Origin of the sequence: Corynebacterium sp. Marseille-P8863 (assembly GCF_946902955.1) — a bacterium.
GTDB lineage: Bacteria > Actinomycetota > Actinomycetes > Mycobacteriales > Mycobacteriaceae > Corynebacterium > Corynebacterium gottingense.
The window spans coordinates 38,590-64,760 of record NZ_CAMPQC010000003.1 but is presented as its reverse complement, the minus strand read 5'-3'; the positions used below and the strand labels follow the sequence as shown (position 1 = coordinate 64,760).

General features: G+C 67.4%; 23 protein-coding genes. 15 read left to right on the top strand and 8 right to left on the bottom strand.

From position 1 onward, the window contains the following. Window positions 1-5: 5 nt before the first annotated feature. The 7 genes from dapE to OVO38_RS02550 all read left to right on the top strand — a co-directional run bounded on the left by dapE (window position 6) and on the right by OVO38_RS02550 (window position 5,210). On the top strand, window positions 6-1,133 hold the full coding sequence (dapE, locus tag OVO38_RS02580) for a succinyl-diaminopimelate desuccinylase (protein WP_122084791.1): 1,128 nt from the start codon (window positions 6-8) through the stop codon (window positions 1,131-1,133). 29 nt (window positions 1,134-1,162) lie between these two features. Continuing rightward, window positions 1,163-1,969, top strand: a complete 807-nt coding sequence (locus tag OVO38_RS02575; protein ID WP_267207695.1) for a TIGR00730 family Rossman fold protein — start codon at window positions 1,163-1,165, stop codon at window positions 1,967-1,969. Then, window positions 1,926-2,801, top strand: coding sequence for a dihydropteroate synthase (folP, locus tag OVO38_RS02570; protein ID WP_240510597.1), 876 nt, complete (start codon window positions 1,926-1,928; stop codon window positions 2,799-2,801). Before OVO38_RS02575 ends, folP begins: the two co-directional genes overlap by 44 nt. Further along, window positions 2,798-3,553, top strand: coding sequence for a glucosyl-3-phosphoglycerate synthase (locus OVO38_RS02565; RefSeq protein ID WP_267207694.1), 756 nt, complete (start codon window positions 2,798-2,800; stop codon window positions 3,551-3,553). Before folP ends, OVO38_RS02565 begins: the two co-directional genes overlap by 4 nt. A gap of 10 nt (window positions 3,554-3,563) precedes the next feature. After that, entirely contained in the window at window positions 3,564-3,983 is a 420-nt protein-coding gene (locus OVO38_RS02560; protein ID WP_207758780.1) for a cell division protein DivIVA, read from the top strand. 94 nt (window positions 3,984-4,077) lie between these two features. Continuing rightward, the gene (locus OVO38_RS02555; protein WP_095275850.1) at window positions 4,078-4,248 is read left to right on the top strand and encodes a DUF3117 domain-containing protein; all 171 of its coding nucleotides are present in this window, start codon (window positions 4,078-4,080) and stop codon (window positions 4,246-4,248) included. Between the two features lie 65 nt (window positions 4,249-4,313). Next, window positions 4,314-5,210: a methyltransferase domain-containing protein gene (locus OVO38_RS02550; RefSeq protein ID WP_095546207.1), complete on the top strand. Its 897-nt coding sequence runs from the start codon at window positions 4,314-4,316 to the stop codon at window positions 5,208-5,210. Between the two features lie 14 nt (window positions 5,211-5,224). Here OVO38_RS02550 and OVO38_RS02545 read toward each other — a convergent pair whose 3' ends face one another. Beyond that, a complete protein-coding gene (locus OVO38_RS02545; RefSeq protein WP_095546206.1) occupies window positions 5,225-6,655 on the bottom strand; it encodes a GH32 C-terminal domain-containing protein in 1,431 nt (476 codons plus the stop codon). A 17-nt stretch (window positions 6,656-6,672) separates the two neighbouring features. Then, on the bottom strand, window positions 6,673-7,827 hold the full coding sequence (gene glgA, locus OVO38_RS02540) for a glycogen synthase (protein ID WP_165765784.1): 1,155 nt from the start codon (window positions 7,825-7,827) through the stop codon (window positions 6,673-6,675). A gap of 132 nt (window positions 7,828-7,959) precedes the next feature. On the opposite strand from glgA, the gene glgC reads away from it, so the two are divergent. Beyond that, the gene (glgC, locus tag OVO38_RS02535) at window positions 7,960-9,177 is read left to right on the top strand and encodes a glucose-1-phosphate adenylyltransferase (RefSeq protein ID WP_267207693.1); all 1,218 of its coding nucleotides are present in this window, start codon (window positions 7,960-7,962) and stop codon (window positions 9,175-9,177) included. Here the strand turns inward: glgC and OVO38_RS02530 are convergent. Continuing rightward, window positions 9,174-9,860, bottom strand: a complete 687-nt coding sequence (locus tag OVO38_RS02530) for an O-methyltransferase (protein ID WP_267207692.1) — start codon at window positions 9,858-9,860, stop codon at window positions 9,174-9,176. The two genes, glgC and OVO38_RS02530, sit on opposite strands and share 4 nt — an antisense overlap. A 109-nt stretch (window positions 9,861-9,969) precedes the next feature. Here OVO38_RS02530 and sigE point away from each other — a divergent pair, with 109 nt between their 5' ends. The 3 genes from sigE (at window position 9,970) to tatB (ending at window position 11,588) form a co-directional block, all read left to right on the top strand. Next, on the top strand, window positions 9,970-10,584 hold the full coding sequence (sigE, locus tag OVO38_RS02525; protein WP_095535114.1) for an RNA polymerase sigma factor SigE: 615 nt from the start codon (window positions 9,970-9,972) through the stop codon (window positions 10,582-10,584). Window positions 10,585-10,724: 140 nt separating this feature from the next. Continuing rightward, complete coding sequence (locus tag OVO38_RS12390) at window positions 10,725-11,111, top strand: anti-sigma factor family protein (RefSeq protein ID WP_323746818.1); 387 nt, start codon at window positions 10,725-10,727, stop codon at window positions 11,109-11,111. Window positions 11,112-11,123: 12 nt separating this feature from the next. After that, window positions 11,124-11,588 (top strand): Sec-independent protein translocase protein TatB, encoded by a 465-nt coding sequence (gene tatB, locus OVO38_RS02515; protein ID WP_095275863.1) that lies wholly within the window; start codon window positions 11,124-11,126, stop codon window positions 11,586-11,588. Window positions 11,589-11,607: 19 nt separating this feature from the next. On the opposite strand, the gene OVO38_RS02510 is transcribed toward tatB, so the two are convergent. Beyond that, window positions 11,608-12,744 carry an Mrp/NBP35 family ATP-binding protein gene (locus tag OVO38_RS02510; protein ID WP_144717106.1) on the bottom strand — a complete coding sequence of 379 codons (1,137 nt, stop codon included), beginning with the start codon at window positions 12,742-12,744 and terminating at the stop codon, window positions 11,608-11,610. 79 nt (window positions 12,745-12,823) lie between these two features. Here OVO38_RS02510 and OVO38_RS02505 point away from each other — a divergent pair, with 79 nt between their 5' ends. Both OVO38_RS02505 and OVO38_RS02500 read left to right on the top strand, forming a co-directional pair. Further along, window positions 12,824-13,396, top strand: coding sequence for a general stress protein (locus tag OVO38_RS02505; protein ID WP_205691174.1), 573 nt, complete (start codon window positions 12,824-12,826; stop codon window positions 13,394-13,396). A 51-nt stretch (window positions 13,397-13,447) separates the two neighbouring features. After that, the gene (locus tag OVO38_RS02500; RefSeq protein ID WP_095275870.1) at window positions 13,448-14,233 is read left to right on the top strand and encodes a hypothetical protein; all 786 of its coding nucleotides are present in this window, start codon (window positions 13,448-13,450) and stop codon (window positions 14,231-14,233) included. 81 nt (window positions 14,234-14,314) lie between these two features. Here OVO38_RS02500 and OVO38_RS02495 read toward each other — a convergent pair whose 3' ends face one another. The 3 genes from OVO38_RS02495 to OVO38_RS02485 form a co-directional block, all read right to left on the bottom strand. After that, window positions 14,315-18,094 (bottom strand): multifunctional oxoglutarate decarboxylase/oxoglutarate dehydrogenase thiamine pyrophosphate-binding subunit/dihydrolipoyllysine-residue succinyltransferase subunit, encoded by a 3,780-nt coding sequence (locus OVO38_RS02495; protein WP_267207691.1) that lies wholly within the window; start codon window positions 18,092-18,094, stop codon window positions 14,315-14,317. Window positions 18,095-18,209: 115 nt separating this feature from the next. After that, a complete protein-coding gene (locus tag OVO38_RS02490; RefSeq protein WP_267207690.1) occupies window positions 18,210-21,932 on the bottom strand; it encodes an ABC transporter ATP-binding protein in 3,723 nt (1,240 codons plus the stop codon). A gap of 4 nt (window positions 21,933-21,936) precedes the next feature. Further along, window positions 21,937-22,896 (bottom strand): hypothetical protein, encoded by a 960-nt coding sequence (locus OVO38_RS02485; protein WP_267207689.1) that lies wholly within the window; start codon window positions 22,894-22,896, stop codon window positions 21,937-21,939. Window positions 22,897-23,056: 160 nt separating this feature from the next. Here OVO38_RS02485 and OVO38_RS02480 point away from each other — a divergent pair, with 160 nt between their 5' ends. Both OVO38_RS02480 and OVO38_RS02475 read left to right on the top strand, forming a co-directional pair. Then, window positions 23,057-24,628, top strand: coding sequence for a carboxylesterase/lipase family protein (locus tag OVO38_RS02480; RefSeq protein ID WP_095535105.1), 1,572 nt, complete (start codon window positions 23,057-23,059; stop codon window positions 24,626-24,628). A gap of 146 nt (window positions 24,629-24,774) precedes the next feature. Continuing rightward, window positions 24,775-25,581, top strand: a complete 807-nt coding sequence (locus tag OVO38_RS02475) for a hypothetical protein (protein WP_239215737.1) — start codon at window positions 24,775-24,777, stop codon at window positions 25,579-25,581. Between the two features lie 10 nt (window positions 25,582-25,591). Here the strand turns inward: OVO38_RS02475 and OVO38_RS02470 are convergent, their stop codons facing one another. After that, window positions 25,592-26,110, bottom strand: coding sequence for a hypothetical protein (locus OVO38_RS02470; RefSeq protein WP_239215739.1), 519 nt, complete (start codon window positions 26,108-26,110; stop codon window positions 25,592-25,594). Between the last annotated feature and the right edge of the window lie 61 nt (window positions 26,111-26,171).

The window sequence follows — 26,171 nt, the reverse complement described above, 5'->3', positions numbered from 1 at the left end:
GTAGGATGAGTGAGGTGAACACGCTAGACCTCTTTGCAGACCCAGTCGATCTCACCGCCGCGCTCGTGGACATCGATTCGCCGTCCCACCACGAGGAGGCGATCGCCGACGCCGTCGAGGGGGCGCTTCGGGCGCTTGCCGACGCCTCCGGGGACGGCGCAGTCGACGTGCAGCGGATTGGCAACACCGTCGTCGCCCGCACGCACTTCGGGCGCGAGCAGCGCGTCGTGCTGGCGGGACACATCGACACGGTGCCGCTGGCAGACAACACGCCGCACCGCATTGAGGGCGACACCATGTTTGGCTGCGGGACCGTGGACATGAAAAGTGGCATGGCGTGCTACCTCGGGGCGTTCGCGCGGCTCGTGCGTGGCGAGGCCGAGGCACCGGGGGAGCGCGCGGCGTTTGATATGACTGTCATTGCCTACGAGGCCGAGGAGGTCGCCCAGGAATACAACGGGCTGTTCCACCTCGAGCGGGACCACCCGGAGCTGCTTGCGGGCGACATCGCGCTGCTTGGCGAGCCGTCCGGCGGGGTGATCGAGGCCGGCTGCCAGGGCACGATCCGCGTCTTCGTAGACGCGCACGGCACCCGAGCGCACTCCGCGCGCTCGTGGCTGGGTCACAACGCGGCCCACGACCTCGCGGGTGTGCTGACCCGCATCGCCGCCTACGAACCGCGCCGTGTCACCATCGCCGGGTGCGAGTACCGCGAGGGCATCAACGTCGTCGGCATGGAGGGGTTCGTGGCCACCAATACGATCCCGGACCACGCCCGTCTGATTGTCAACTTCCGCTACGCGCCGGACCGTGACGTGGAGAACGCGAAGGCGCACCTCGAGGAGGTGCTCGCCCTGGAAGACGGGTTGACGCTTGCGTACGACGACGTGGCGCCGGCCGCGCTACCGGGGCTGGACCACCCGGTGGCGGCCAACCTGGTGAAGGCCGTGGGTGGGAACTTCCGTGCGAAGTTCGGATGGACGGACGTGTCCAGGTTCTCTAACCTTGGTGTTCCGGCCGTGAACTTCGGCCCCGGCGATCCGGGCTTTGCTCACAAGAAGGACGAGCAGTGCCCGATCAGCCAGATCCGTGAGGTGTTCGCGCAGCTCATGGACTACCTGTCCCTTCACTGAACATAGAAAACTTTCCTCACACAATTACTATGGCACCGCACACCACACCCCGCCCCGACCGTGACCGCAAGCTCCGCGGCCCGCTCATGCTGCGCAGCGACAACGAGCAGGCGTCCACGCACGACCGCCGCCTGCTCGAATCGCTCGGCTCCTCCGACCACGACTGGAAGCACGCAGACCCGTGGCGCGTCATGCGCATCCAGTCCGAGTTCGTGGCCGGCTTCGACGCACTCAGCGAGCTGCCGAAGGCCGTGACTGTCTTCGGTTCCGCGCGGCTGGGCGAGGGCACGCCGGAATACGAGCAGGCGTACCAGGTTGGCCACGGGCTGGTCGAGGCCGGCTACGCCGTGATCACCGGCGGCGGCCCGGGCCTGATGGAGGGGCCGAACCGCGGTGCGCATAACGCCGGCGGCATGTCGGTCGGCCTGGGCATCGAGCTGCCGTTCGAGCAGGGGCTGAACGACTGGGTCGACCTCGGCCTGAACTTCCGCTACTTCTTCGCCCGCAAGACCATGTTCCTGAAGTACGCGCAGGCGTTTATCGCGCTGCCCGGTGGCTTCGGCACGATGGACGAGGTCTTCGAGGTGCTGTGCATGGTGCAGACCGGCAAGGTGACCAACTTCCCGATCGTGCTCATCGGCACCGACTTCTGGTCCGGCCTGGTCGATTGGATGGTCAACCAGCAGCTCGAGCGCGGGCTCATTTCGCCTGGCGACGAAAAACTGTTCCTGGTCACTGACTCGGTTGAGGAGGCCATCGCGCACATCGTGGAGACGCACCAAGTGATGACGGATGAGCGCCTCGGCGACGCGCAACGCGCTGGTGGACATGAGTAACTCGCTCGCGCGGGTGATGGCCATTGTGAACCGCACCCCGGACTCCTTTTACGACAAGGGCGCGACCTTTGCCATTGAAAAGGCAGCTCAGCGCGCGGACGAGGTCATCGCGGCGGGCGCGTCCATCGTGGACGTCGGCGGCGTCAAAGCCGGGCCGGGGGATGAAGTGGACGTCGACGAAGAGATCGATCGCGTTGTCCCGCTGATTGCCGAGGTCCGCGCGCGCCACCCCGAGGTGTCCATCAGCGTGGACACATGGCGAGCGAGCGTCGCCGAAGCGGCTATCGACGCCGGCGCGGACCTGATCAATGACACCTGGGCGGGCTGGGACCCCGAGCTCGTCGAGGTGGCGGGCCGCCACGCGGTCGGCTACGTCTGCTCCCATACCGGCGGGGTAGTGCCGCGCACCCGCCCGCACCGCGTGCATTTTGATGACGTCGTCGCCGACGTGATCCGCGAAACTTCAGCGCTGGCCGAGCGCGCCGTGGACTGCGGCGTGCCCGCCGAGCGCGTGTTCATCGATCCCACCCACGACTTTGGCAAGAACACGTTCCACGGCCTGGAAATCCTGCGCCGGATCGACGAGCTCGTTGCCACCGGCTGGCCGGTGCTCATGGCGCTGTCTAACAAGGACTTCGTGGGCGAGACCGTGGGCCGCACCGACCCAGCGCAACGCGTCGCGGGCACGCTCGCTGCCACTGCCTGGTCGGCCGCCCGCGGCGTCGCCGCCTTCCGCGTCCACAACGTCGCGGAAACCGTGGACGTGATCCGCATGACCGCGGCGATCCAGGGTACCGCCGCGCCGCTTGCCACCGTCCGGGGGCTCGCGTGAGCAGCCCGCGCGTGAGCGTGGTCATCCCGGCGCTGAACGAGGAGCGCACCGTCGCCGGCGTGGTGCGGACCTGCTTCGAGTCGCGCGCCGCGCGCGACGGCGGGGAGGTGCTGGTCATCGACTCCGACTCCACCGACTCCACCGCCAGCGAGGCCGCAGCGGCGGGCGCCCGCGTGGTGAACTGGCGAGACGTTGGTCCCGCCGAGACCGTTCCCGGCAAGGGCGAGGCCCTGTGGCGCGGGGTGCGCGCCGCGAGCGGCGACGTCGTCGTCTTCGTCGACGCGGACGTGACCTCGCTGCGACCCGGCTGGATCGACGCGCTCGCCGCGCCGTTTGCGGACCCGGCGATCCACCTGGTCAAGGCCGCCTACACCCGCGAGCTCAACGGCGGCCCCGGCGGCGGCCGCGTCACCGAGCTCACGGCGAAGCCGCTGCTGCGCGCGCTGTTCCCCGAGCTCGGCCACATCTCCCAGCCGCTCGCCGGAGAGTACGCCATCCGTCGCAGCACCGCGCTGAGCCTGCCGTTTGTCGCCGGCTACGGGGTCGAGGTGGGCTTGCTCCTCGATGTCGCGTCCTCCCACACGCCCGCCGCCGTCACCGAAGTGCAGCTCAGCGCGCGGCGACACCGGAACCGTCCGCTGGAGGAGCTCGCGCCGATGGCGGATATGATCGTGGCGACGATCCTGGATCGGGCCGCGGGGCGCGGCGCGCTGGGCGAGGTACAGCAGCGCGCTGCGTGGGGCGGGAAGTAGAATAGCGCCCATGCTCTCTTGGATTATCCTGATTCTTGTCTTGGCACTGTTCAGCGTGCTGGGGACGCTGCTGGCGTCGTCGATTTTTGGGCGCGGTGAGACGCAGCCGCCGATGCCTGATACGGAAGATGTGAAGGCGGCGAATCGCCGCGCGGTTGAGGACGGCAACTTTGACGACATTCAGTTGGAGGTTGTCCACCGCGGGTACCGGATGGACCAGGTCGACGCACTCATCGCGCAGCTGACCGGCCAGGACACCGCGGAGTGGCGCGACGACGAGGCCGCTGAGGCTCGCCCGGCGCAACCCCGCAACCCGCAGAAGGTGGACTCGCACTCGCTCACCGAGGGCGTGAGCGCGGCGGAGTTTGAGGCGCCCGCGACGCTGGAGCCGGCACCGAAAGCTGGGGAAAATCCGTACGGAAAGGCATAGTTAGCTACGGAAATGCTGCTTGGCCCGGATGGTCGGGCCCATACAGGCGTATCATTGACTCCATACGTCATTGAGTTCAAAGGAGAGAATACGCATGGCAGCAATGAAGCCGCGCACCGGTAGCGGCCCGATGGAAGCTGTAGAAGAGAGCCGAAAGATTGTGATGCGCATTCCATCCGACGGCGGCGGGCGGCTCGTCGTGGAGATGAGCAAGGAAGAGGCAGCCGAGCTGGGCCAGCTGCTTATCGACGCCGCGGGGCAGTAACCCACGCCGTCACCGCATTCACCCTGCACCGCTTGGCCCGGCCGGCGGTGCGGTAAGCTTTCCACATGCTCAAAGACATCGTGGACGTGCTTGCAGACCCGGCAGATCTTTCCCCGTTGCGGGGCGAGGACGACTTTTCGCGCCTCGTCTCCGAGACGGGGCATTCTTATGACGTGGCCAAGCAGGGCTACGTTACGCTGGCCAGCGGAAAGGGCCTGAACCACGAGGGCGACTCGATCGAGATGATCCACGCCCGCGAAGCCTTCCTCTCGCAGGGGCACTTCGCGCCGTTCGTCGAGGCGGTGACGGAGCAGGTGCATCACGTGTTGGAGCACAGTGCGCCCGAGCCGGGCGACCCGTCAGTTGGGGAGGCGCGCGGCGTGGCCGAACCGGCCGTGCTGGAGGTGGGTGCCGGCACCGGCTACTACCTGGCGCACACGCTGGACAGCGTCGGCGGCGCGCGCGGCATTGGGCTGGATATTTCTGTGCCCGCCGCGAAGCACCTGGCAAAGTCCCACCCGCGCGTCGGCGCCGTGGTGGCCGACGTGTGGAGCCAGCTGCCGGTTCGCGACGGCAGCGTTCACGCCATCATGGATGTCTTCGCGCCCCGGAACCCGGCGGAGTTCGCCCGCGTCCTTGCGCCCGGCGGTGAGGTCGTAGCGCTCATCGCGCACCAGGGGCACCTGGACGAGCTGCGCGAACCGCTGGGCATCCTCGGCGTTGAGGCGGGCAAACTCGAGCGCATGGTGGAGCAGGCCAAGGGCCACCTGGAGTTGGCCGCGGAGCCGCAGCTCATCGAGTACACGATGCGCCTGGAGCGCGACGCGATTGCCGCGCAGGTAGGGATGAGCCCGTCGGCGCGCCACGTGGCGCCGGACGTGCTGCAGGAGCGCCTCGCGGCGCTGCCGGAGCACATGGACGTGACGGCGCGCGGCCAGCTAGTCCGGCTGCGCAAGGCGTAGGCCGGAGCGGGCGCCTACCGGGCGCTGGGGAACCCCCGGCGCCACTCGTTGTAGATCTCGGCGTCGCCCGCCGCGCGGGAGCGGATTCCGCTGTAGCCGGTGGCGGACCAGATGCGGGATGCGGTGACGACGCTGCCGCCGCCCGCGTAGACCTCGAGGGTGGAGCCGTCGACGATGACGGTGATGTTGTCCTCATCGTCGTCGTGGATCTCCGCGACCGCAGGGGCGCCATCCAGACGGTCGACGGTGAGGGTCTCCCCGTTATGGGTGATCACAGCCACCGGCTCGCCGTTGCCGTCCAGTACCTCGGCCTCCACGGACGAGCCCGCGGGGATGTCGCACAGCGCCGTCCACATCAGTGCGTGGCGCGACGACTGCACCGCCTCCGGCAGCCCGCCGGCGGGGACCTGGTAGAGCTGCCCGTGCTGCAGGGTCGCGCGGCGCGGCAGCGTCAGCGTGTTCGCCCAGCCCTCGGACTCCCAGTTCGGTTCCTTGGTGGGGTCGCCGTGGCGGCCGGAGTCCGTCATGAAACCGAACAGGTAGGTCCGCTCGTAGCGGTCCTCGGCGTTCGACGGCTCCAGGGTGTAGGCGGAGTTGCGGGGGCGGGTGAAGTCGTGGCCGTAATCTAGCGGCTTCGCCTGGGAGGTCACGGTGAAGACGCTGCCCTTGAGCACGCCGACGAGGTACACGGTGCGGTCCTTGCCGTCGATCTCGGCGGTGAGGAAGAGGACATCGTAGATCTCGCCGTCCACTTCGTCGCGCAGGCGGGAGATGCGCGGGGCGACGAGCGGCTTGGTTACATCGAGGCCGGGGTCGCCGTCGAAGGTCAGCGCGCCGTCGACAAGCCAGCTCTGGCCGTCGTGCGAGGAAAGGACGACGGGCACGGGTGCCTCGAGCGAGCCGGTGACCGCGAGCATGAGCCAGCCGTCGTGGCCGCGCTCGCGGTTGCCATCTTCCTCCCAGTCAGGGACGACGCAAGGGGAGCGGAAGTTGGTGTATACCTGGCCGTCGACCTCCGTGTCCTGGACCACCGCGCCGAGGCGCTTGACGCCGGAGGAGGGGAGCAGTTGGCCGGTTTCGGACTCCTCCAGCTCCTCGCAGAGCGCGGCCAGGTCGTCGGCGTGCGCGCGCTGCACGGTGTCGCCCGCAGCGGTGTTGGAGGTGAAGTACAGGTCCGCGCCGTCATCGGTGGCGACGACCGCACCGGCGCGGACGTTGAGCTCACCGCCGATGGCGACGAGGGCGTCGTTGCACTCGAGCCAGCTGAACGGGTCCTGCTCGCTCATGTCGTGCCCCCACGCGCTCGGGGCGTCTGGGGTGAGCTTGTACTGGTAGAACATGTGCCACACGCGCTCGCCGCGCTCGCCGGCGCGAATGACACCTGCGGGGCCCTCGAGGATGCCGCGCTCGGCGGTCACGTGCAGTTCGGGTCTGTAAACGCTCATACTTAGTTCTGTTTCCTCTACAGCAGCTTCTTGTATACGTCCACGGTTTCCTGCGCGATAGTAGACCAGGAGAACGTGTCGCGGGCGCGCGCCAGGCCCGCGGCACCCATGCGCTTCGCCGTCTCCGGGTCCCCGGCCAGCGCGTTGACTGCCTCGGCGAGGGCCTGCTCAAAGGCCTCCGGATCGTGCTCGTCGTAATCAACGAGGGTGCCGGTCTCGCCGTCAACCACGACCTCCGGGATGCCGCCGACTCGCGACGCCACCACGGCGGTCTCGCACGCCATGGCCTCCAGGTTGACGATGCCCAGCGGCTCGTAGATCGACGGGCAGACGAACACGTCCGACGAAGCGTAGACCTCGCGGATCTTCTCCGGCGGCAGCATGTCCTGCACCCAGAAGATGCCGTCGCGCTGCGCGCGCAGCTTCTCGACGAGCCCCTGCGTCTCCGCCGCAATCTCCGGGGTGTCCGGGGCGCCGGCGCAGAGGATCAGTTGCACGTCCTCGTCGAACTGCTGCGCCGCCTTGAGCAGGTGGGGCACACCCTTCTGGCGGGTGATTCGGCCGACGAACGAGACGACCGGCTTCGCCGGGTCCACCCCGAGCTCCTCTAGAATCGTCGCCTGGCCGGGGTACCAGTTATCGGTGTCGATCCCGTTGAGCACCACGTGGACCTTGTCCGGCTCAATGCGCGGGTACGCCCGCAGGATCGCGTCCTTCATGCCGGAGGACACCGCGATGACCGCGTCGGCGTATTCCATGGCATTCCGCTCGCTCCAGGAGGAGACGTTGTAGCCTCCGCCGAGCTGCTCGCGCTTCCACGGGCGGTCCGGCTCCAGCGAGTGCGCGGTGACCACGTGCGGGATTTCGTGGAGCTGGGATGCCAGGTGGCCGCCCAGGCCCGCGTACCAGGTGTGGGAGTGCACCAGGTCCAACCCGCTCGCCGCGTTGGCCATGCGCAGGCCGGTGGACAGCGTCTTGATCGCGCCGTTCGCGTCGGTGAGCTCCGGGTCTACGCCGTGGACGTAGACGTTGTCCATCTCGCGCGGCGTCCCCATGCAGTGCACGTCGACGTCGATAAGCTCGCGCATAAAGCGCGTCAGCTCAGTGACGTGCACGCCGGCACCACCGTAGACCTCCGGTGGGTACTCTCTGGTCATCATTCCGACTCTCATGAGCCCCAACAGTAGTGAGGAATGCGCGACGCTGCAGGAACCTGAACGGGAGGTGTGGTGCGTCCCCCTAAAGTGGTGAAAATGTGTACATAGCCACTGCGGGAGACGTTGCTTTTCAATACTCTGGTGGGCGTGAAAAGCCAGCCAAGAGTCCTCGCCATCGTCCTCGCGGGCGGCGAAGGGAAGCGACTGTTCCCCCTGACCGCCGACCGTGCCAAGCCTGCAGTCCCGTTTGGCGGTAACTACCGCCTCATCGACTTCGTTCTGTCCAACCTGGTCAACGCGGGGTACATGCGCATCGCCGTGTTGACGCAGTACAAGTCCCACTCGCTCGACCGCCACGTCGCCACCGCGTGGAACGTGTCCGGCCCAACCCCGCAGTACATCGCGTCCGTGCCCGCGCAGCAGCGCCGCGGCAAGCGCTGGTACAACGGCTCGGCGGACGCGATCGTGCAGTCACTCAACCTCATTTATGACGACAAACCGGACTACGTCCTCGTCTTCGGCGCGGACCACGTCTACCGCATGGACCCGTCGCAGATGGTGGAAAACCACATCGCCTCGGGTAAGTCAGCCACCGTCGCCGGCATCCGCGTGCCGCGTGCGGAGGCCACCGCGTTCGGCTGCATTCAGTCCGACGAAAACGGCACGATCACGGAGTTCCTGGAAAAGCCGGCCAACCCGCCGGGCACCCCGGATGACCCGAACGTGACGTTCGCATCCATGGGCAACTACGTCTTTTCCACCGAGGCGCTCGTGCAGGCCTTGCTGGAGGACGAGCAGAACGAGGACTCCGCCCACGACATGGGCGGGGACATCATCCCGTACTTTGTGAACCAGAGCGAGGCGAACGTCTACGACTTCTCCGAGAACCACGTGCCGGGCGCGACCGAGCGCGACAAGGGGTACTGGCGCGACGTCGGCACCATCGACTCGTTCTACGAGGCGCACATGGACCTGATCTCCTCGCACCCGATCTTCAACCTCTACAACAACGCGTGGCCGATCCACTCCACCGAGGACGGCAACCTCCCGCCCGCCAAGTTCGTCATGGGCGGCATCGCACAGGAGTCCATCGTGGCCTCCGGTTCCATCATCTCCGGCGCGACGGTGCGCAATTCCGTCCTGTCCACGGACGTGCGCGTGGAAGAGGGCGCGACCGTGGAGGGGTCCGTGCTCATGCCGGGCGTGCGCGTGGGCAAGGGGGCAGTGGTGCGCCACTGCATTCTGGACAAAAACGTCTACGTGTCCGATGGTGAGATCATCGGCGTGGACCCGCAGCGCGATCGCGAGCGCTACAAGGTCTCCGACAACGGCGTGGTCGCCGTTGGCAAGAACGAAGTGATCTAGCGCTTCGTCACAAGCGTTAGGCCCCCGTCGAGGGGCAGACGCGTGACGATGCCACCGTGCTCCGCCGCGAACGTCTCCGCGTAGTCGTCCGCTTCGCGGGCGGCCGCGGTCTCGCGGTCGCGGCGGGTGGCGTCGGCGACCGTGCCGTCCAGCAGTGAGCCGGCGAGCACGAGGGTGCCGCCGGGGGTGAGGAGGGGCCACGCGGCGTCGATGATCGCCCCGAGCTCAACGGGCGAGACGTCCGCGTAGATGACCTGATAGGCGTCATTGGCCAGGCGGCCCATCACATCGAGCGGGCGGGCGGTGAGGAAGCGGACCCGCGAGGGTGCGTACCCCGCGGCGCGCACCGCCGCCTTCGTGCCGGACTGCAGCGCGGCCTCGGGCTCGATGCAGGTCAGGGTGGACTTTTCCGGCAGGCCGCGCAGCAGGTGCAGGCCCACGGTGCCCGCGGCCGGGGTGACGGCGACGGCGCCCTGCGCGGCGTCTGCACGCGCGCCCACCGCGGCGAGGGTTGTCAGCAGCGTGCCCACGGTCGGGGAGGGCAGGCTCACGCCGTTCTCCTCGGCCTCAACGCGGGCGACCTCGAGCCCGTGGCTGAACGGGTCCGCGTCCGCCGCGCCCTTCGCGTGGTTCGCGCGCTGGTCGATGTAGGCGATCATTTGGGAAAAAGCTGTCTCACTCACACCGCACATCATAGCGAGCTGCGGATCGTGAGCGGATTGTTACCCGCCACCAGGCAAAGTGCCGGGCAAAGTGTTGCCCAGGCTTAGTTATCTCTGCCACAATAGAGCAATGACTTCACCGCGCGAGCAGCCCACCCCGAACGCCGACACGCTGACGGGCACTGCGGCGTTTGACGCTGGCCAGGGCGGGATGCCCACCTGGGCCGAGTTGGTTGCGGAGCACGCGGACAGCGTCTACCGCCTTGCGTTCCGCCTCTCCGGCAACCAACAGGACGCGGAGGACCTCACGCAGGAGACGTTCATGCGCGTCTTCCGCAACCTGAAGAGCTACAAGCCCGGCACATTCGAGGGCTGGCTGCACCGCATCACCACCAATTTGTTCCTGGACATGGTGCGCCACCGCGCCACGATCCGGATGGAGGCGCTGCCGGAGGACTACGAGCGCGTCCCCGGCACCGACATGACGCCGGAGCAGGCGTACACGGTGGCCAACCTCGATCCCGCGCTCCAGCACGCGCTGGACGAGCTCGGTCCGGACTTCCGCGTCGCCGTGGTGCTTTGTGACGTCGTCGGGATGACCTACGAGGAGATCGCCGACACCCTCGGCGTGAAGATGGGTACGGTCCGCTCGCGCATCCACCGCGGCCGACAGCAGCTGCGCGCGTCGCTGGAGGCGCAGGCACAGCACGATCAAGCGGCGAAGGACCTGATCCGGGCGCGGTAGTTTTATCTGCTGCGCGGGGCGGTCAGCGCATTCGGCGCCGGACGGGCGTACGCTAGGTGCAAATTGGGCCAGTGGCCTGAACATGCGATCGAGCGAGAACGAGGAGTAAAGGAGCGCGCTGAGTGGGCGAGGTGAGCAGGGTGAGCAAGAAGATGCCGTCGACCGCCGCGTCATCCGGCGCACCCCGGCGCAAGCAGTTTTCCTCCACCGAGCACCTCGGCCCCGAGGCCATCGCCGCATTCACCGACAACGAGCTCAGCGCCACGGCGGCGCGTCGCGCCCGTTCGCACCTGATGCAGTGCGCGGAATGCTTCGCCGAGGTGCAGGCGCAACGCGTCACCTCCCAGCGGGTGCGCCGTTGCAACGACGATGACTTGCACGCCCCGGACTCGCTGGTCGAGCGGCTGGCGCAATTGTGCAGCGACGACGTCGCCGACCGTCCGGGGGCGGATCCCTCCGCGCAGTCTCACGGCAGCATGTTGGACAAGATGGAAGTAGTTTTCCGTACGCTGAGGCGCCGCGGGTAGAGGGAGCAGGCAGTGTTTTCCAACATCGGCTGGGGCGAGATTTTCTTCATCCTCATCATCGGCCTCATCGTCATCGGTCCCGAGCGCCTGCCGGGCGTGATCCAGGACGTCCGCGCCGCCATTTACGCGGCTCGCAAAGCCATCAACAATGCAAAGGCGGAGTTGAACGGCGAATTCGAGGAGTTTGAAGAGTTCCGCGCGCCCATGCAGAAGGTAAGCAAGTACGCCGCCATGGGACCTAAGCGTGCGATGGCGCAGATGCTTTTCGACGATGACGTTAAGGACGCGAACGCCCCCGGACACACCGACCCGCGCGCGGCGCTTCGCGACGACCCGCAGGCCCGGACCCCCAAGCCGCCCGTCAACCCGGGCGAGCCGGGCGGGGGCTCCACCCGCCAGGTGGCGCGGCGCGACGCCCAAGGAAAGCGCAAGCCGGACACCTCCGGCGGCGGATTCTCCTGGGCCGACATCACCTAGGCGCAGGCAGCGCCAGGGGCTACTTCACGCCGAGGTTCAAGCTCTTGCGCGCCAGCGAGGTGCGGCGGATCTTTAGTTTGTTTGCAACCTCCGTGATGGCCTTGGCGGCGGGGGAGTCGGGCTCATCGAGCACGACCGGCGTGCCCGTGTCCCCGTGCTCGCGCAGCTTCGGGTCCAGCGGGATCGACCCGAGCAGCGGGACCTCATTATCCGTCAGCGCGGTGAGGCGCTCGGCGACCTGCTCGCCGCCGCCCTCGCCGAAGATGTGCATGGTGGAGCCGTCCGGCATGACCATGCCCGCCATGTTCTCAATCACGCCCGCGATCGGCTGATCCGTCTGCTGCGAAATAGTGCCCGCGCGCTCCGCCACCTCCGCGGCTGCGGCTTGCGGGGTGGTGACGATGAGCAGCTCGGCGTTGGGCACCAGCTGCGCCACGGTGATGGCCACGTCGCCGGTCCCCGGCGGCAGGTCCATGAACAGGACGTCGAGGTCGCCCCAGTACACGTCCGCGAGGAACTGCTGGATGGCGCGGGTGAGCATCGGGCCGCGCCACACGATCGGGGCGTTGCCCTCCACGAACTGGCCGACGGAGATGTGGCGGACGCCGTGCGCGATCGGCGGCATGAGCATCTCGTCCACCACAGTCGGGCCCTGCCCCGCGGAGCCCATGAGGCCGGGGATGGAGTGGCCGTAGATGTCGGCGTCGATAATGCCCACGGAAAGCCCCTGCTTGGCCAGCGACGTGGCGAGATTGACGGTCATGGAGCTCTTGCCCACGCCACCCTTGCCCGAAGCGACCGCGAAGACGCGAGTCCGCGAGTTCGGGTCGGCGAACGGGATCGCGGGGCCGCTCTGCTGGCCGCGGAGGGACTGCGCGAGCTCGCGCCGCTGCTCGTCGCTCATTGTGTGCAAGGTGACCGAGACTTCGCCTATGCCCTCGAGGTCCTCGAGCACCGCGCGCGTGTTGGACTCGATGGTGTCTCGCATCGGGCAGCCGGCGATGGTCAGGTATACGCCCACGGCGACATCGTTGCCGTCAATGGACACGGACTCGACCATGTTGAGCTGCGTGATCGGCTTGCCAATCTCGGGGTCCTCGACACGCGAGAGGGCCTCGTAGACGGCGTCTTTGGTAATCGGGGAAGTGTCAGTCATAACGCCTACCAAGTATAGGGTGGCGCGCGACGTGGCAGAAACGGCGTAGCGCGGTCCAGCCATGAGCGCGGGCGGTAAGATGTGGACGTTGCACGCGCAGGCCGCTGACTCCCCGGAAAGGACACCGACCATGACTTCTCCCTCGCTCCGAAGCCCGCAGAACCGCGAGATCCCAACCGGCTGGCCGGTGGGTAGCTTTGGCACCTACCAGGACGCGCAATCGGCCGTGGACAACCTGTCCGACAACGAGTTCCCGGTGGAAAAGCTCACGATCGTCGGCGTCGACCTGATGCAGGTGGAAAACATCACGGGGCGGCTCACCTGGCCGCGCGTGCTCGGCGGCGGTGCGCTCTCCGGCATGTGGTTCGGGCTGTTCATCGGCCTCATTATGGGGATGTTCGCGTCCGAGGGCAGCACTTGGCTGCTGGTGTCTATGTGCGTCATCGGCGGTGCTGTGTTTGGGCTGATCTCCGCGGCGTTTGCGTACGGGTTCACCGGCGGCAAGCGCGACTTCGCCTCCGCGACCACGATCGTGGCGGGCCGCTACGACGTGCTTGCGGAGCAGGACGTGGCCACTCGCGCCCGCGACATGATCGCCGCGATGGGGCAGCCGCAGCGCCCGTTACCGGGGGCCGACGGCGACGAGCGTTAGGATCAAGAGGACCAAACGGCCGAACGTACTGACCGAGAGGACGGGATCTGTGTGGGCAAGGTGAATCAGCGGTGGCGACGCGTCGCCACCGCGGCGATAGTGACAGCGAGCGCGCTGTCCCTCGCGTCCTGCACGCCGTTTGAGCGGCCGGAGATTGCCACCGTACTCAACGTCGGAGCAGAGGGGACGCTCGCTATCGCCGTCGACCCGGCGTCGCCGGAGCAGCTGGTCATCGGAGAGATCTACAACCAGGTCCTCGCCGCGTACGGCCGCCCGGTCGGCCTCGCGGCGAACTCGTCGTTTGCGTCGCGCAGCCCGTTGGACATCCTGAAGGAGGACAACGTCGACATCGTGGTCGGCTGCACGGGCCAGGTCCTCACGCAGCTGGATCCGCAGACCGCGGCAAGTTTCGCGCAGCCGAGCGACGAGGCGGCCGGAGCCGCGGACGAGAACACGACGAGTAGCGCGTCCGAGGCCGAGCGCCAAGATGAGGTGTATGCCGCCATGGTCGCCACGTTCCCCGCAAACGTTCGCTCGGTGGATCCCTCGCCCGCGCAGGCCTGCCAGGACAGCGAGGCCGCGAAGCAGGGGCTGCCGGAGAACATCGTCCCCATCATCAAAGACGGCAGGCTCACCCGCACCGAGTCGACCCGGTTGAACTTTATTACGCGCGTGATGTCCACCAAGGACATCGAGGAGATGACGGAGCGCGTAGAAGCGGGGGAGACTGTGCGTTCCGCGGTGGCGGAATGGTTGATGGAATACGCGAGCATCAACATCAACGCCCCGAAAACCAAGGACGAGGACGAGAAGGACGGGACGCAGCGCGCGGCGTAGCGGGAGGCGTCGAGAAGCGCGCGCCCTAGGTGCGACCAAGAAGAAAGGCCCCCAGGACGGGGGCCTTTGTGCTGCGAGGCGTTACTTGGCGAATGCCTCCTCGAGCAGCGCCTTCTCCTCCTGCTGGTGCACCTTGGCCACACCGGTGGCGGTGGTGGACTGTGCACGGCGGGAGACGCGAACCATCTTCGGCATGTCCGGGATCAGCTCGCGCAGGTGCTCGTTGTAGAACGGCCAAGCGCCCTGGTTGGCGGGCTCGTCCTGGACCCAGCGGATCTCCTTCGCGTTCGGGTAGTTGGCAAACGCGTCGCGGAGGCGGTTGAACGGGATCGGGTGGAGCATCTCCACACGGATGATCGCGATGTCGTCGCGGCCGTCCTTCTCGCGCTTCTTCTCCAGCTCCCAGTAGATCTTGCCGGAGCAGAGCATGATCGTGGTGACCTTGTCAGTGTCGGCGATCTTCTTGTTGCCGCGCTCGACAAAGTTCGGGTCGTCGATAACGGACTGGAAGCGGTTGACCTCGATGAAGTCAGCCGGCTGGGAGACCGCGGCCTTGTTACGCAGCATCGACTTCGGGCTGAAGACGATGAGCGGACGCTTCATCTCACCCATCGCCTGGCGGCGCAGGAGGTGGAAGTGGTTTGCCGGGGTGGACGGCTGCGCGATGGTCATGGAGCCCTCCGCGACGAGTTGCAGGTAGCGCTCGATGCGGGCGGAGGAGTGGTCCGGGCCCTGGCCCTCGTAGCCGTGCGGGAGCAGCAGCGTCAGGGAGGACAGCTGGCCCCACTTGGTCTCGCTGGAGGAGACGTACTCGTCGATGATGGTCTGCGCGCCGTTGGCAAAGTCGCCGAACTGCGCCTCCCACGCGACCATGGCGTCCTGGTTGCCCAGGGTGTAGCCATACTCGAAGCCCATGCCCGCGAACTCGGTGAGGGCGGAGTTGAAGACCTCGAAGCGGCCGCCGTTGCCGGACTCGATCGCGTTGTGGTCGAGCGGGTTGTACGCCTCGCCGTTCTCCGGGTTGTACAGGACCGCGTGGCGCTGGGTGAAGGTGCCGCGCTGGGAATCCTCGCCCGCCAGGCGGATGAACTTTCCTTCCTCGGCCAGGGAGCCGAAGGCGAGCAGCTCGCCCCAGCCCCAGTCGATGTTGCCGTCCTCAAAGGAGCCGCCGCGCTTCTTCATCACGGACTTCAGGCGCTTGTTGGAGGTGAAGTCCTCTGGCAGGTCCACAAACGCGCCAGCGAGGCGCTTGAAGGTCGCCTCGTCGATGGAGGTATCCAGGCCGTGGGTGAGCTCCTGGGAATCGGTGATGCCGGTCTGCTCGCTCGGGTGGCCCTCGTGCTCCTTGACGTCGGCGAACACGGAGTCCAGCTGATCGTGGAAGTCCTGGGCCGCCTTCTCAGCCTCGTCGGCGTTGATGTCGCCGCGGCCGACGAGGTCCTTGGTGTAGCGGGTACGGACCGAATCGTGGCTGTGGATGCGGTCGTACATCACCGGCTGGGTCACGGTCGGGTCGTCGGCCTCATTGTGGCCACGCAGGCGGTAGCAGATGAGGTCAATGAAGACGTCCTTGCCAAACTCGCGGCGGTACTCGGTAGCCAGCTGGGCAACCCAGGCTGCCGCCTCCGGGTCGTCGCCGTTGACGTGGAAGACCGGGCAGTCGAAGCCCTTGGCCAGGTCGGTGGCGTAGAAGGAGGAACGTCCAGAGTCCGGGGTGGTGGTGAAGCCGATCTGGTTGTTCACCACGATGTGGACGGTGCCGCCGACGGTGTAGCCGGGCAGGCGGGACAGGTTCAGGGTTTCCTGGACCACGCCCAGGCCGGTGAAGGAGGCGTCGCCGTGCAGCATGATGGGCACGACCGGGTGGTCCTCGCGTACGCCGGCTTCCTTGAGGATGTCGGCCTTCGCGCGGGCCATGCCGACGAGGACCGGGTCGACGGCCTCGAGGTGCGACGGGTTAGCGGCCAGGGAGACCTTGATCTCGCCGTCGCCGAACATCTGGATGTGCTCGCCCTGGAAGCCGAGGTGGTACTTCACGTCGCCGGAGCCGCCCTGCTGTGCGGACTGCATGTTGCCCTCAAACTCGTTGAAGATGGTGGCAACCGGCTTGCCCACGATGTTGAACAGCACGTTGAGGCGGCCGCGGTGCGGCATGCCGATGACGACCTCGTCCAGGCCCTGGCCAGCGGCGGTGTCAATGACCGCGTCCATGAGCGGGATAAGGGTCTCGGCGCCCTCGAGCGAGAAGCGCTTCTGGCCGAGGTACTTGGTCTGCAGGAAGTTCTCAAAGGCCTCTGCGGCGTTGAGCTTCTGCAGGATGTACTTCTGCTCGGCGTTGGTGGGCTTCGGCATGCCGACCTCGAGGCGGTCGCGCAGCCACTCGCGCTCGTCGCGGTCCATGATGTGGGTGAACTCCGCGCCGATGTGCAGGGTGTAGGCCGCGCGCAGGCGAGACATGACCTCACGCAGCGTCATGGTCTCCTTGCCGCCGAACCCGCCGACGTGGAAGGTGCGGTCCAGGTCCCAGATGGTCAGGCCGTGGGACTCCATGAGCAGGTCGCGGGAGTCCGGCATGGGCAGGCCCGGCTGGTGCCAGCGCAGCGGGTTGGTATCCGCGATGAGGTGGCCGCGGGAGCGGTACGCCTGGATCAGCTGCATCACGCGGGTGTCCTTGTTCACACCGGTGTTGGGCTGGTCCTGTGCCCAGCGCATCGGGGAGAACGGGATTTCCAGGGCGGTGAAGATGTCGTCCCAGAACTTGTCGTCGATAAGCAGCTGCGAGATGTCGCGGAGGAACTCGCCGGATTCCGCGCCCTGGATAACGCGGTGGTCGTAGGTGGAGGTCAGCGTGACCAGCTTGCCCACGCCGAGCTCGGCGAGGCGGTCCTCGGACGCGCCGGCAAACTCAGCCGGGTAGTCCATGGCGCCGACACCGACGATGGTGCCCTGGCCCTTGGTCAGGCGCGGGATGGAGTGGCGGGTGCCAATGCCGCCCGGGTTGGTCAGCTGGATGGTCACACCGGAGAAGTCATCCATGGTCAGCTTGCCGTCGCGGGCGCGCTTGACGATGTCCTCGTACGCGTCGATGAACTCGTTGAACGCGAGCTTCTCGGTCTCCTTGATGGCGGCGACGACGAGGGAGCGGGAGCCATCCTTGCCCGGCAGGTCGATCGCCAGGCCGAGGTTGATGTGCTCCGGCTGGACGGCGAAGAACTTGTTGCCGTCCTCCTTGTAGTTCTTGTTCATGTCCGGGTGCAGCTTGGCTGCCTGGACGATGGCGTAGCCGATGATGTGGGTGAAGGAGATTTTGCCACCGCGGGTGCGCTTGAGGTGGTCGTTCACCAGCGCGCGGTTCTCAAACATGAGCTTGACCGGCATGTCTCGCACGGTCGTCGCCGTCGGGACCTCGAGGGACTCGTTCATGTTCTTAGCAATCGCCTTGAACGCGCCCTTGAGCTGGAACTCGCCGGGCTCAACCTCAATGTTGTTGATGTTGTCCAGCGGGGACTTCTTCGGCTTCGGCAGCGTTGCCTTCTCCTTGGACGCGGTGGCCTTCGCGGCGGTGGCGGCGCGGTCGATCTGGGTCTCGCGGCCGTCCTGGCTCGGCGCGGCGGTGGAGGAGGAAACCTTCGGGTCGGTCTTCGCCGTCTCCTGCTTCGCAGCCGGCGCAGCGGAGGCCTTGGCGGCCTTGGGCGCCTGCTGAGCCTTCGACGCCTGCTGAGCCTTCGGTGCCTTGGGAGCACCCTCTGCATCGAAGAGCTTGCGCCATTCCGGATCAACGGAATCCGGGTTCTCCTGGTACTGCTGGAACATCTCGTCAACCAGCCAGCTGTTCTGGCCGAACGTGTTATCGCTGCTCACGGCAGGTCCTCGCCTCTTTCTGTCGGGTCTTTACTCGAACTAAATCTTGACTGTAATTCGCTTGATAGCCAGAGCGTTAAAACTCTCTCGCATTCTTCCACGACGCCACCATGGCCTACCCCCGATTTCGGTTGACTGCCCACATCCGGGCATATTTTCCGTCCGATTTCAGGAGGGTCTCGTGGGAACCATCTTCTATGATACGTCCTCCTTCAACGACAACTATGCGGTCGGCCCGTTGCGCGGTGAGCAAACGGTGCGCGACGATGATGGAGGTCCTCCCAGCAGTGGTACGACCAGCAGCGTTGAGGACGGTGTGCTCGGTGGCCGGGTCAAGCGTCGCGGTCGCCTCGTCCAGCAACACCACATCTGGGTGGAGCAGTTCCGCCCGCGCCAGCGCAATGATTTGCCGTTGCCCCGAGCTGAGCCCGCGGCCGCGCTCGCCGACCGGGGCGCGGAACCCACCGGGGATCGCCGCGATCACGCCGAGGGCACCGAGCCTTCGCACTGCGTCTTCGATCTCAGCCTGCGAGGCGCCCGGCGCGCCGTACGCGATGTTGTCGGCCACGGTGCCGGGGAAAAGATAGGACTCCTGGGGCACCTGCGCGAGCGCGCGCCGCCATGCCGGCAGCGGGAACTCGGCGATGTCCGTGCCTGAGGCGGTGATCCGCCCGGCGGTCGGGTCGTAGAAGCGAGCCAGCAGCTTGACCACGGTCGACTTGCCCGCGCCCGTCGGCCCCACCAGGGCAACAGTCTCGCCGGGCCGTAGGTCGAGGTCCAGGTCTTTCACCACCAGGGTTGGGGTGTCGCGCTTGTCGACGCCCCCGTAGCCGAAGCTCACGCCCTCGAGGGCAAGCGGACCGCGGGCGGCGTCGGCCGCACGTGGGTTGGTGCCAGTATCGGGAACGGTCGTGCGCTCCGCCAGGAGCTCCGTGATGCGGTCGAAGCTGACGGTGGCCTGCTGCCAGGAGTCGAAGATCTGGCCCAGTTGCTGGATCGGCCCGTAGAGCTGGCTGAGGTACATGGTGAAGGCGACGAGTACGCCGACGGAGAGGTCGCCCTCGGACACGCGCGTCGCGCCCACGCCGACGACGGCGGCCGTCATGATCTGCGAGATGGCCTGCATGCCCGGGAAGTAGGCGGCGAGGAGCGTCACGGAGCGCATACGGAGGCGTCGATAGGCGAGCGAAGCGTCTGTGAACGCCGCCTCGGCGCGGCGCTCCGCGGTGTACATCTGCGTGACGCGGATGCCGCCGATGAGCTCGGCGAAATCGCCGTTGACCACCGAGATCTGGGCGCGGGCGGCCGTGAAGTAGCGGCGCGAGAGGCGGCGGAAGATGAGCGTGGCGACGACGATGACGGGCACCGCGCTCATCGCGGTGAGCGTGAGCTGGCCGTCCGTGGCAAGCAGCATGGCGGAGACGCCGACGAGGCTGCCCACCGCCACGATCGCTTGCGCCAGCCCGGTCTGGAGGAAGCTAGAGAGGGTGTCAATGTCCGTGGTCAGGCGGGTGATGATGCGCCCGGACAGGTGCCGCTCGAAAAAGCTCAGCCCCAGCTGCTGCAGGTGCGCGTAGGTGCGCAGGCGCAGGCCGTAGAGGAGCCGCTCGCCGGAGCGGGAGGACAGGACGGTCAGGCACGCGTCGGCGGCCCAGCCGATGAGGACGACGGCGAGCGTCGCGCCCGCGATGGCACAGAGCGCGCGGAAGTCGTTCGGTGCGATGCCGCGGTCGATCGAGGCGCGGATGAGCGTGGGAAACGCGAGGTCGGCGAGCACGCCGACGATGAGGAGCGCGACGCTGCCTGCGATCAGCCAGCGCACCGCGCGGAAGAGCTGCGAAACCTTGAACTCGTTGCCGCTGCCCGTCGGGGTGCGCAGCCGCGCAAGCGTCGCCTCGTTGAGGTTCGGCTGCTCTCGCGCGGGCGGGAGCTTTGCCACGTCAGCCAGCAACCCCGCGTCAGCCATGATGGTATGCCGGCCGCCCCCGCTGCTGGTCGCGCGGGCGGCGGATGCCGCGGCCAGGTCGGGGTTCGCGGATGTGGAGTGCTCGTCCGGCCAGAGCAGGTGCTCGGGCGGCTCCGCCTCCGCGCTCGCGGGGGCCTGCGTCGCCTCGGGGGCCATGAGTGCGCGGTAGGCGGGTGTGGCGACGACGTCCGCGCGGGGGCCGTGCTCGGTGACGCGGCCGGCATCGAGGATGAGGACGGTGTCGGCGTGGTCGACCGTGGATTGGCGGTGGGCCACTGTGAGGACGGCAACGTCGCCGAGCTCGGTGCGAAGGTTGTGCAGGATCTCGGCTTCGGTGATGGCGTCGATGGCGCTGGTGGCGTCGTCAAGCACGAGCACCCGCGGCTGCGAGAGGAGCGCGCGGGCGAGGGCGACGCGCTGGCGCTGCCCGCCGGACAGGGTGAGCCCGCGCTCGCCGACGAGCGTGTCGTAGCCGTCGTCGAGGCGCTCGATGAACTCGTCCGCGCGCGCCAGCCTGGCCGCGCGGTGCACCGCCTCCGTGAGCGCCTCGCCCGATAGCGCCGCGGGCGCGCCGAGGGCGATGTTGTCAAAGACGGAGAAGGAGAAGAGGAAGGCGTCGTCGAAGACGCAAGTCACCCGGTCGCGGAGGTCCTCCTGCGCAAGGTCGGAGTAGGGGGTCGTGGCCAGGGAGGCGTCGACAAGCGCGCACTGCCCGGAATCGGGGGTGTAAAAGCCGCCGGCGAGTTGCACAGCCATGGTTTTGCCGGCACCGGGTGGGCCGACGATGGCGAGGGTTTCGCCCGGGGAGACGGTAAAGCTGACGTCGTCAAGCACTGTGGTCCCGCCGTCGGAGAAACGCACGCGGTCGAACGCGAGACCGACGGGGCCCTCCGGGGCGCTGCCGCGCGCGGGCTCCGGCGAGTGCGGGGCGAGGGCAAGGACCTCGTCGAGGCGGTCGAAGCTGCTCATGCCCATCTGCAGGCGCACGTACTGGTTGGTCAGCATGGACATCGACGAGGTCAGCGACGTCAGATACGTGGTGAACGCCACGAACGCGCCGATGGTGATGCCGCCGCGCATCACAATCAGCCCCGCCGCGACGATCGTGATGACCAGCGCAATCTTGGGCAGCTGTGATAACAGCGGCTGGAAGCGGGCAGTCAGTTTCGCCGCGCGCATCTTCACCGCGTACAGCTCGCGGCCGAGCGCATCAAGCTTATCGACGCTCCTTCGCTCCCCGCCGAACGCCTTGACCACCCGCACCCCGGAGACGGTCTCTTCCACGTGCTCCGCCAAATCCGCCGTGGCCTGCTGGTTTACCCACGTGGCGGCGTAGAGCGCCTTCCGGGAGCGGTTCGCCTCCCACAAGATCAGCGGCAGCAGGCACAGCGCCATTGCCGTCAGCGACAGATTCATACCCACCATGACGACGAGCGTGCCGACCAGCTGCATTGCGCGGGTGAAGAACATGGGCGTTTGGCCCAGGACCATGGCGTACTGGTTGAGGTCCGAAATCGAGCGGGCCACGATCTGGCCGGTGACAATCGCGTCCTGCCCGTTGCCATCCAGCCGGTGCATCGTGCGCAGCAGTTCCACGCGAAGCCAGTGCTGGGAGGTGGCGGAGAGCCGGCCCGACGCCCAGCGGCGCACCGCGCCCAGCGCGTACGTAACCAGTGCGACGCCAACCATCGTCCACGCGGTGCGCGAGACCGAGCCGGTGACGTTGCCCGTGGCGATGTCCACCGCGCGCCCCGTCAGCGCGGGGAGGAGGACCTGCAACTCCGCTGCGGCTGCAGCGGTGGCAAACGCGAGCGCCGCCGTGACCGGGTTGGCGGTCAGCGAGCGGCGGAACAGGGGGAAGCCGTGGGGCACGGCGCTACTTGGTTGCTTCGATGGCGGCGTCGACCTGCGCGCGCTCCTCCGCGTCGTTTTTGCCGCGGCCGAAAATGTTGAGGATCCACTGCGCGAAGCGCTTCGGGTCGACGCTCAGGCCCTGAGAGTCCTGCCCGTCGTCCTTCTTCGGAGGGAGCGGGGTAGTGAACGCGTCCGGCACCGGGTCGAGCGACTGCCCGACGCGCTTGATCACCTCATCTGCAAGCTTGCGGTTTGCCGCGGTGCCAGCGACCGCGCCGAGACCCAGCAGGAGGAGCTTGCCAATCCAGGCGCGGCGCAACTTCCTGCGCACCTGCTTCAGCGCCGCTTTGGTGAGCATGTTGTTCGCCTCGGCCAGGCCCGGGCCGGAGAAGCGCGCGAGCGTGGACTTGGACGGCAGGCGCGAGGCGTTCTCGCCGACAAACGTGTCCACGATGGCGAGACCCTCGGTGCCCACCAGCGTGGTGAGTACCATTGCGCGGCGCTGCTCAGGGTCGGCCGGATCGTCGCCGCGCAGGTACGCGGACGCGACGGTGTAAAAGGCGGCCAGATCCAGGAACAGGACGGACTCGCCGGCCACTGCCGCGCTGCCGGAGATCAGGCCGACGCCCGGGACCGCCGCGGCGGCGCCGACGCCGGCGCCGGTAGCGGAGACGGTGTTGCGGAAGTGCGCGTCCATGCGTTTCTGCACGTCCTGCGGGGTTGCGTCCGTGTCCTGGCGACGCAGCCAGTCCACGTACGCGCGGATGGTGCCGGTCTGGAGCGAGACGGCCTTGTCCACGGAGCTGATGAAGGCGCGGGCGATCGGGCCGGCGCCTTCGGCCAGCTGCGCACCGTTGGCGGCAGTGACGTCGCTGGTATCGCTGGCATTGCCTTCGCGGTTCGTGCTGTCCTTGTCGTTGTTGCGGCCAAACAGTCCCATGCTTTCCTCCTCCGGGGCGAGCCCGATTGTGTGATGTTGCAAACCTATTGTGCACGTTTCGGCCGAACGCTCGGTGATTGCTCGTGCTCACCTGGGCGGTCGGACCGAGTTCCGCACGGTATAGCGTTGCGCGTGCGGTTTCCATTCCCGGCGCCGTTGAGCGTCGCTGTGCGCGACCGCGTTCGCGTCTAGGGTGGGGGCTATGTCGAGCGCTGATCAACCGGTGGTGACCACAAGTGCCGGTCGCGTGCGCGGAATTGTCGACCCGGACACGGGGGTCCGCACCTGGCGCGGCGTGCCGTACGGCGCGACCACCGAGGGCGCGGGGCGATTCCGTGCGCCCCGCCCGGTTGAGTCGTGGACCGGGGTGCGCGACGCGAGCGCCTTTTCGCCCCCGGCCATGCAGGGGTTCTTCGGCTGGACGGACAACGTCATCGGCACGGAGGACTGCCTCACGTTGGACATCGTGCGCCCCGACAACGACGAGGAGTTGCCGGTGGTGGTGTACTTCCACGGCGGAACCTTTGTCACGGGGTCGAGCCACGAGAAGGTTCTCCAGGGGCACTACCTGACGAAGACGACGGACATCGTCTACATCTCGGTCAACTTTCGCCTGGGCGTGTTCGGGTACTTGGACTACCGCACGCTCGGCGAGGACTGCGTGGCCAACCCAGCGCTCTTGGACCAGATCCTCGCCCTGCGCTGGGTCCACGACAACGCGGCCGGGTTCGGCGGCGACCCCGGCCGCGTCACCGTCATGGGCGAGTCCGCGGGTGGCGCGGCGGTGATCCACCTGATGTGCGCCCCGGCTGCGCGGGGGCTGTTCCACCGCGCGATTGCGCAGTCGCCGCCCGTCGCCAGCGTGCACTCCCGCGTGCAGGCGGCGATGTGGGTGCGCAAGCTGATCAAGGATATGGGCTTGCCCAGCCAGACCACGTTGGAGGCGCTGCGCGAGGCTGACGCCGAGGCACTGGTGCGGGTCGGGCAATCGATGCTGCTCAACCGCAAAGAGCTCGTCCAGTTCAACACCAGCTTCATGCCCACCGTGGATACGCACACGCTTCCCGCGCACCCGATCGACGTGTTCCAATCCGGTGCCCAGGCGCCGGTCCCGCTGATCATCGGCACGAACGCGGATGAGGCCAGTTTTGCCAAGGCGCTGTACCAGACGAACAAGTCGCGCCTGCGGGCGGCGCGCCGGGCGCTGAGCGTCTACGACCCCGACAACGCCGAGGCGGTGCTGGAGACGTACGACTTTGTGGACGATCGCCGGAAGTTTGCCGCCCTCATCGCGGACGCGGTCTTCTGGGCGCCGTCGGTGATGCTGGCAACCGAGCATCGTCGCACGGCCCCGACCTGGATGTACCGCTTTGACTACGCGTCGACCACGATGCGCCGGATCGGGCTCGGCGCCATGCACACCTCGGACCTGGCGGCGGTGTTCGGCGATGCGAAGGCAACCCGCGCTTCCAAGTTCGACCCGTTCCAGCCGCGCGAGGAATTCGACGAGGTCAGCGCCGCCATGCAGTTCCACTGGGGCTCCTTCTTCCACAACGCGCATCCGGGCGAGAAGTGGCCGGTCTACGGTTTCCGCAGCGACACGGAGCCCGGCCGCGCGACCGCGATCTTCGCGGCGAAGTCCTCCGTGGAGTACGACCCCAAGGCGGCGCAGCGCCGCGCGTGGGAGGGCTTTGACATGCGCGAATGGGGCATGCACAGGCAGGACCTGGTGGAAACGCTCACCGATTCCATCGCTGACGAGGGCAACGCTTAGCGACGCCACCGCCACCCCCTCTACACACCTCCCAGCAATTTCCATCGCGCGTGCATCCGTGCTTTGTGCGCGTCGGCCGACGGCGCGGCGAATTCCTGGCTAGGCTGGGGCAGGCCTGGACTGGAGAGTGGAAGGAAACCGCCGCCATGAGCTTTTTCGAGGACATTGCAGCCAGCCTTGACCGTGAAGGGATTGAATCCCGGGTACACGACGACACCATGTTCGTGCCCATCACGTCCGAGGTGGAAATCCAGTTTGTAGAAATCGACCCGCTCCTGCCCGCCGCCAATGTGTACATTGCCGCCGCGGACGTGGACGAGGACGATGAAGAATTTGAGGCCGCGCTCGTCGCCGTCGTCTTCTCCGTGGAAAGCGCCGTGGAGACCGTGGCAGAGCACATGGCCACCGACCAGGTGATTACCGTGCTGCGCGACCTCCTCGAGGCTACGGACGAGCGTATTGAGGACCTGGAGTTCTTCCCGGATCGCGTCAACAGCCAGCTGGTGCGCGCCGAGGTCGGCGAAAGCGCCGAGCTGCAGGTCCAGGTCGAGGTGGTGCAGGGGACCGCCACCGCGACGGTCGAGTTCATCGCGCTGTCGGACAACTACGACGACCTCATGGACGACGCGATCGGCGAACTCTGGGAGTCCGACGGCGACGCAGAGCTGACCGAGGAGGATCGACTGCGCCTGTTCGAGACCATCCACAGCGAAGCGGTGTCCGAGGCGGAAATGCTCAGCCTCGGCACGTTCACCGACTTCGACCGGCTCTTCGACGTCCTGTCGCTTGCCGCTGACCAGGCGGAGGAGTGGGAAGGCCAGCTCCTCCCGCTGGAAGACGACGAGGACGAGCCCGACATCTACGACATCTTCGGCCACGACGACGTCGAAGATGACGAAGACGACGGCTTCGATGAGGAAGACGACGAGGACGACGGAGACGACGAGGACTAGCCCGGGCGGGCTACGCCGCCGCGAGACCCTCAAACATGGAGGACGGTGACAGTACCGGGACGAAGTCGCCGTCGGTGAGCCAGACGTAGCTGGCCGCGCGGGGTGACGGAAGCTCGTGGACGGCGCCCGCGGCGTCGATAGGCAAAAGCGCGCGCACCCACCCTTCGGCGACGCGGCGGTCCGTGGGGAGTCCGGAGGGGTCGGTGACGCGGACCTCGATGAGAAACGCGGGCACTCGGTCCTCGCCGTACCCGCGGACTCTTGCCTGCGCGCGTGGGCCGACGCGGCGCCGCGAGATGGCGATGGTGAGGTCGGTGGTGTGACCGAGGCGGGGGAGCCGTTTTGTCGGTGGGCGCCACCGCGCAGTGGGCCGCGCGAGCGAGCGCGGGTGGTGGATCATCGCCGTGAGCTGCTGGAGCGTGTCCGGTTCGCGCTCGCGGATGTGCGCGGCGTACTCAGTGGGCAGCGGGGCGCAGTAGTCGGAAGGCTGGGCGGGGGCGGTGTGCGTTTTGCTTGTGAAGTTCAACATGCCTGGCACTCTAAGAGGAGAGGTGAACACGGCACCGCACAAATTAGAACACAGTGGCGAA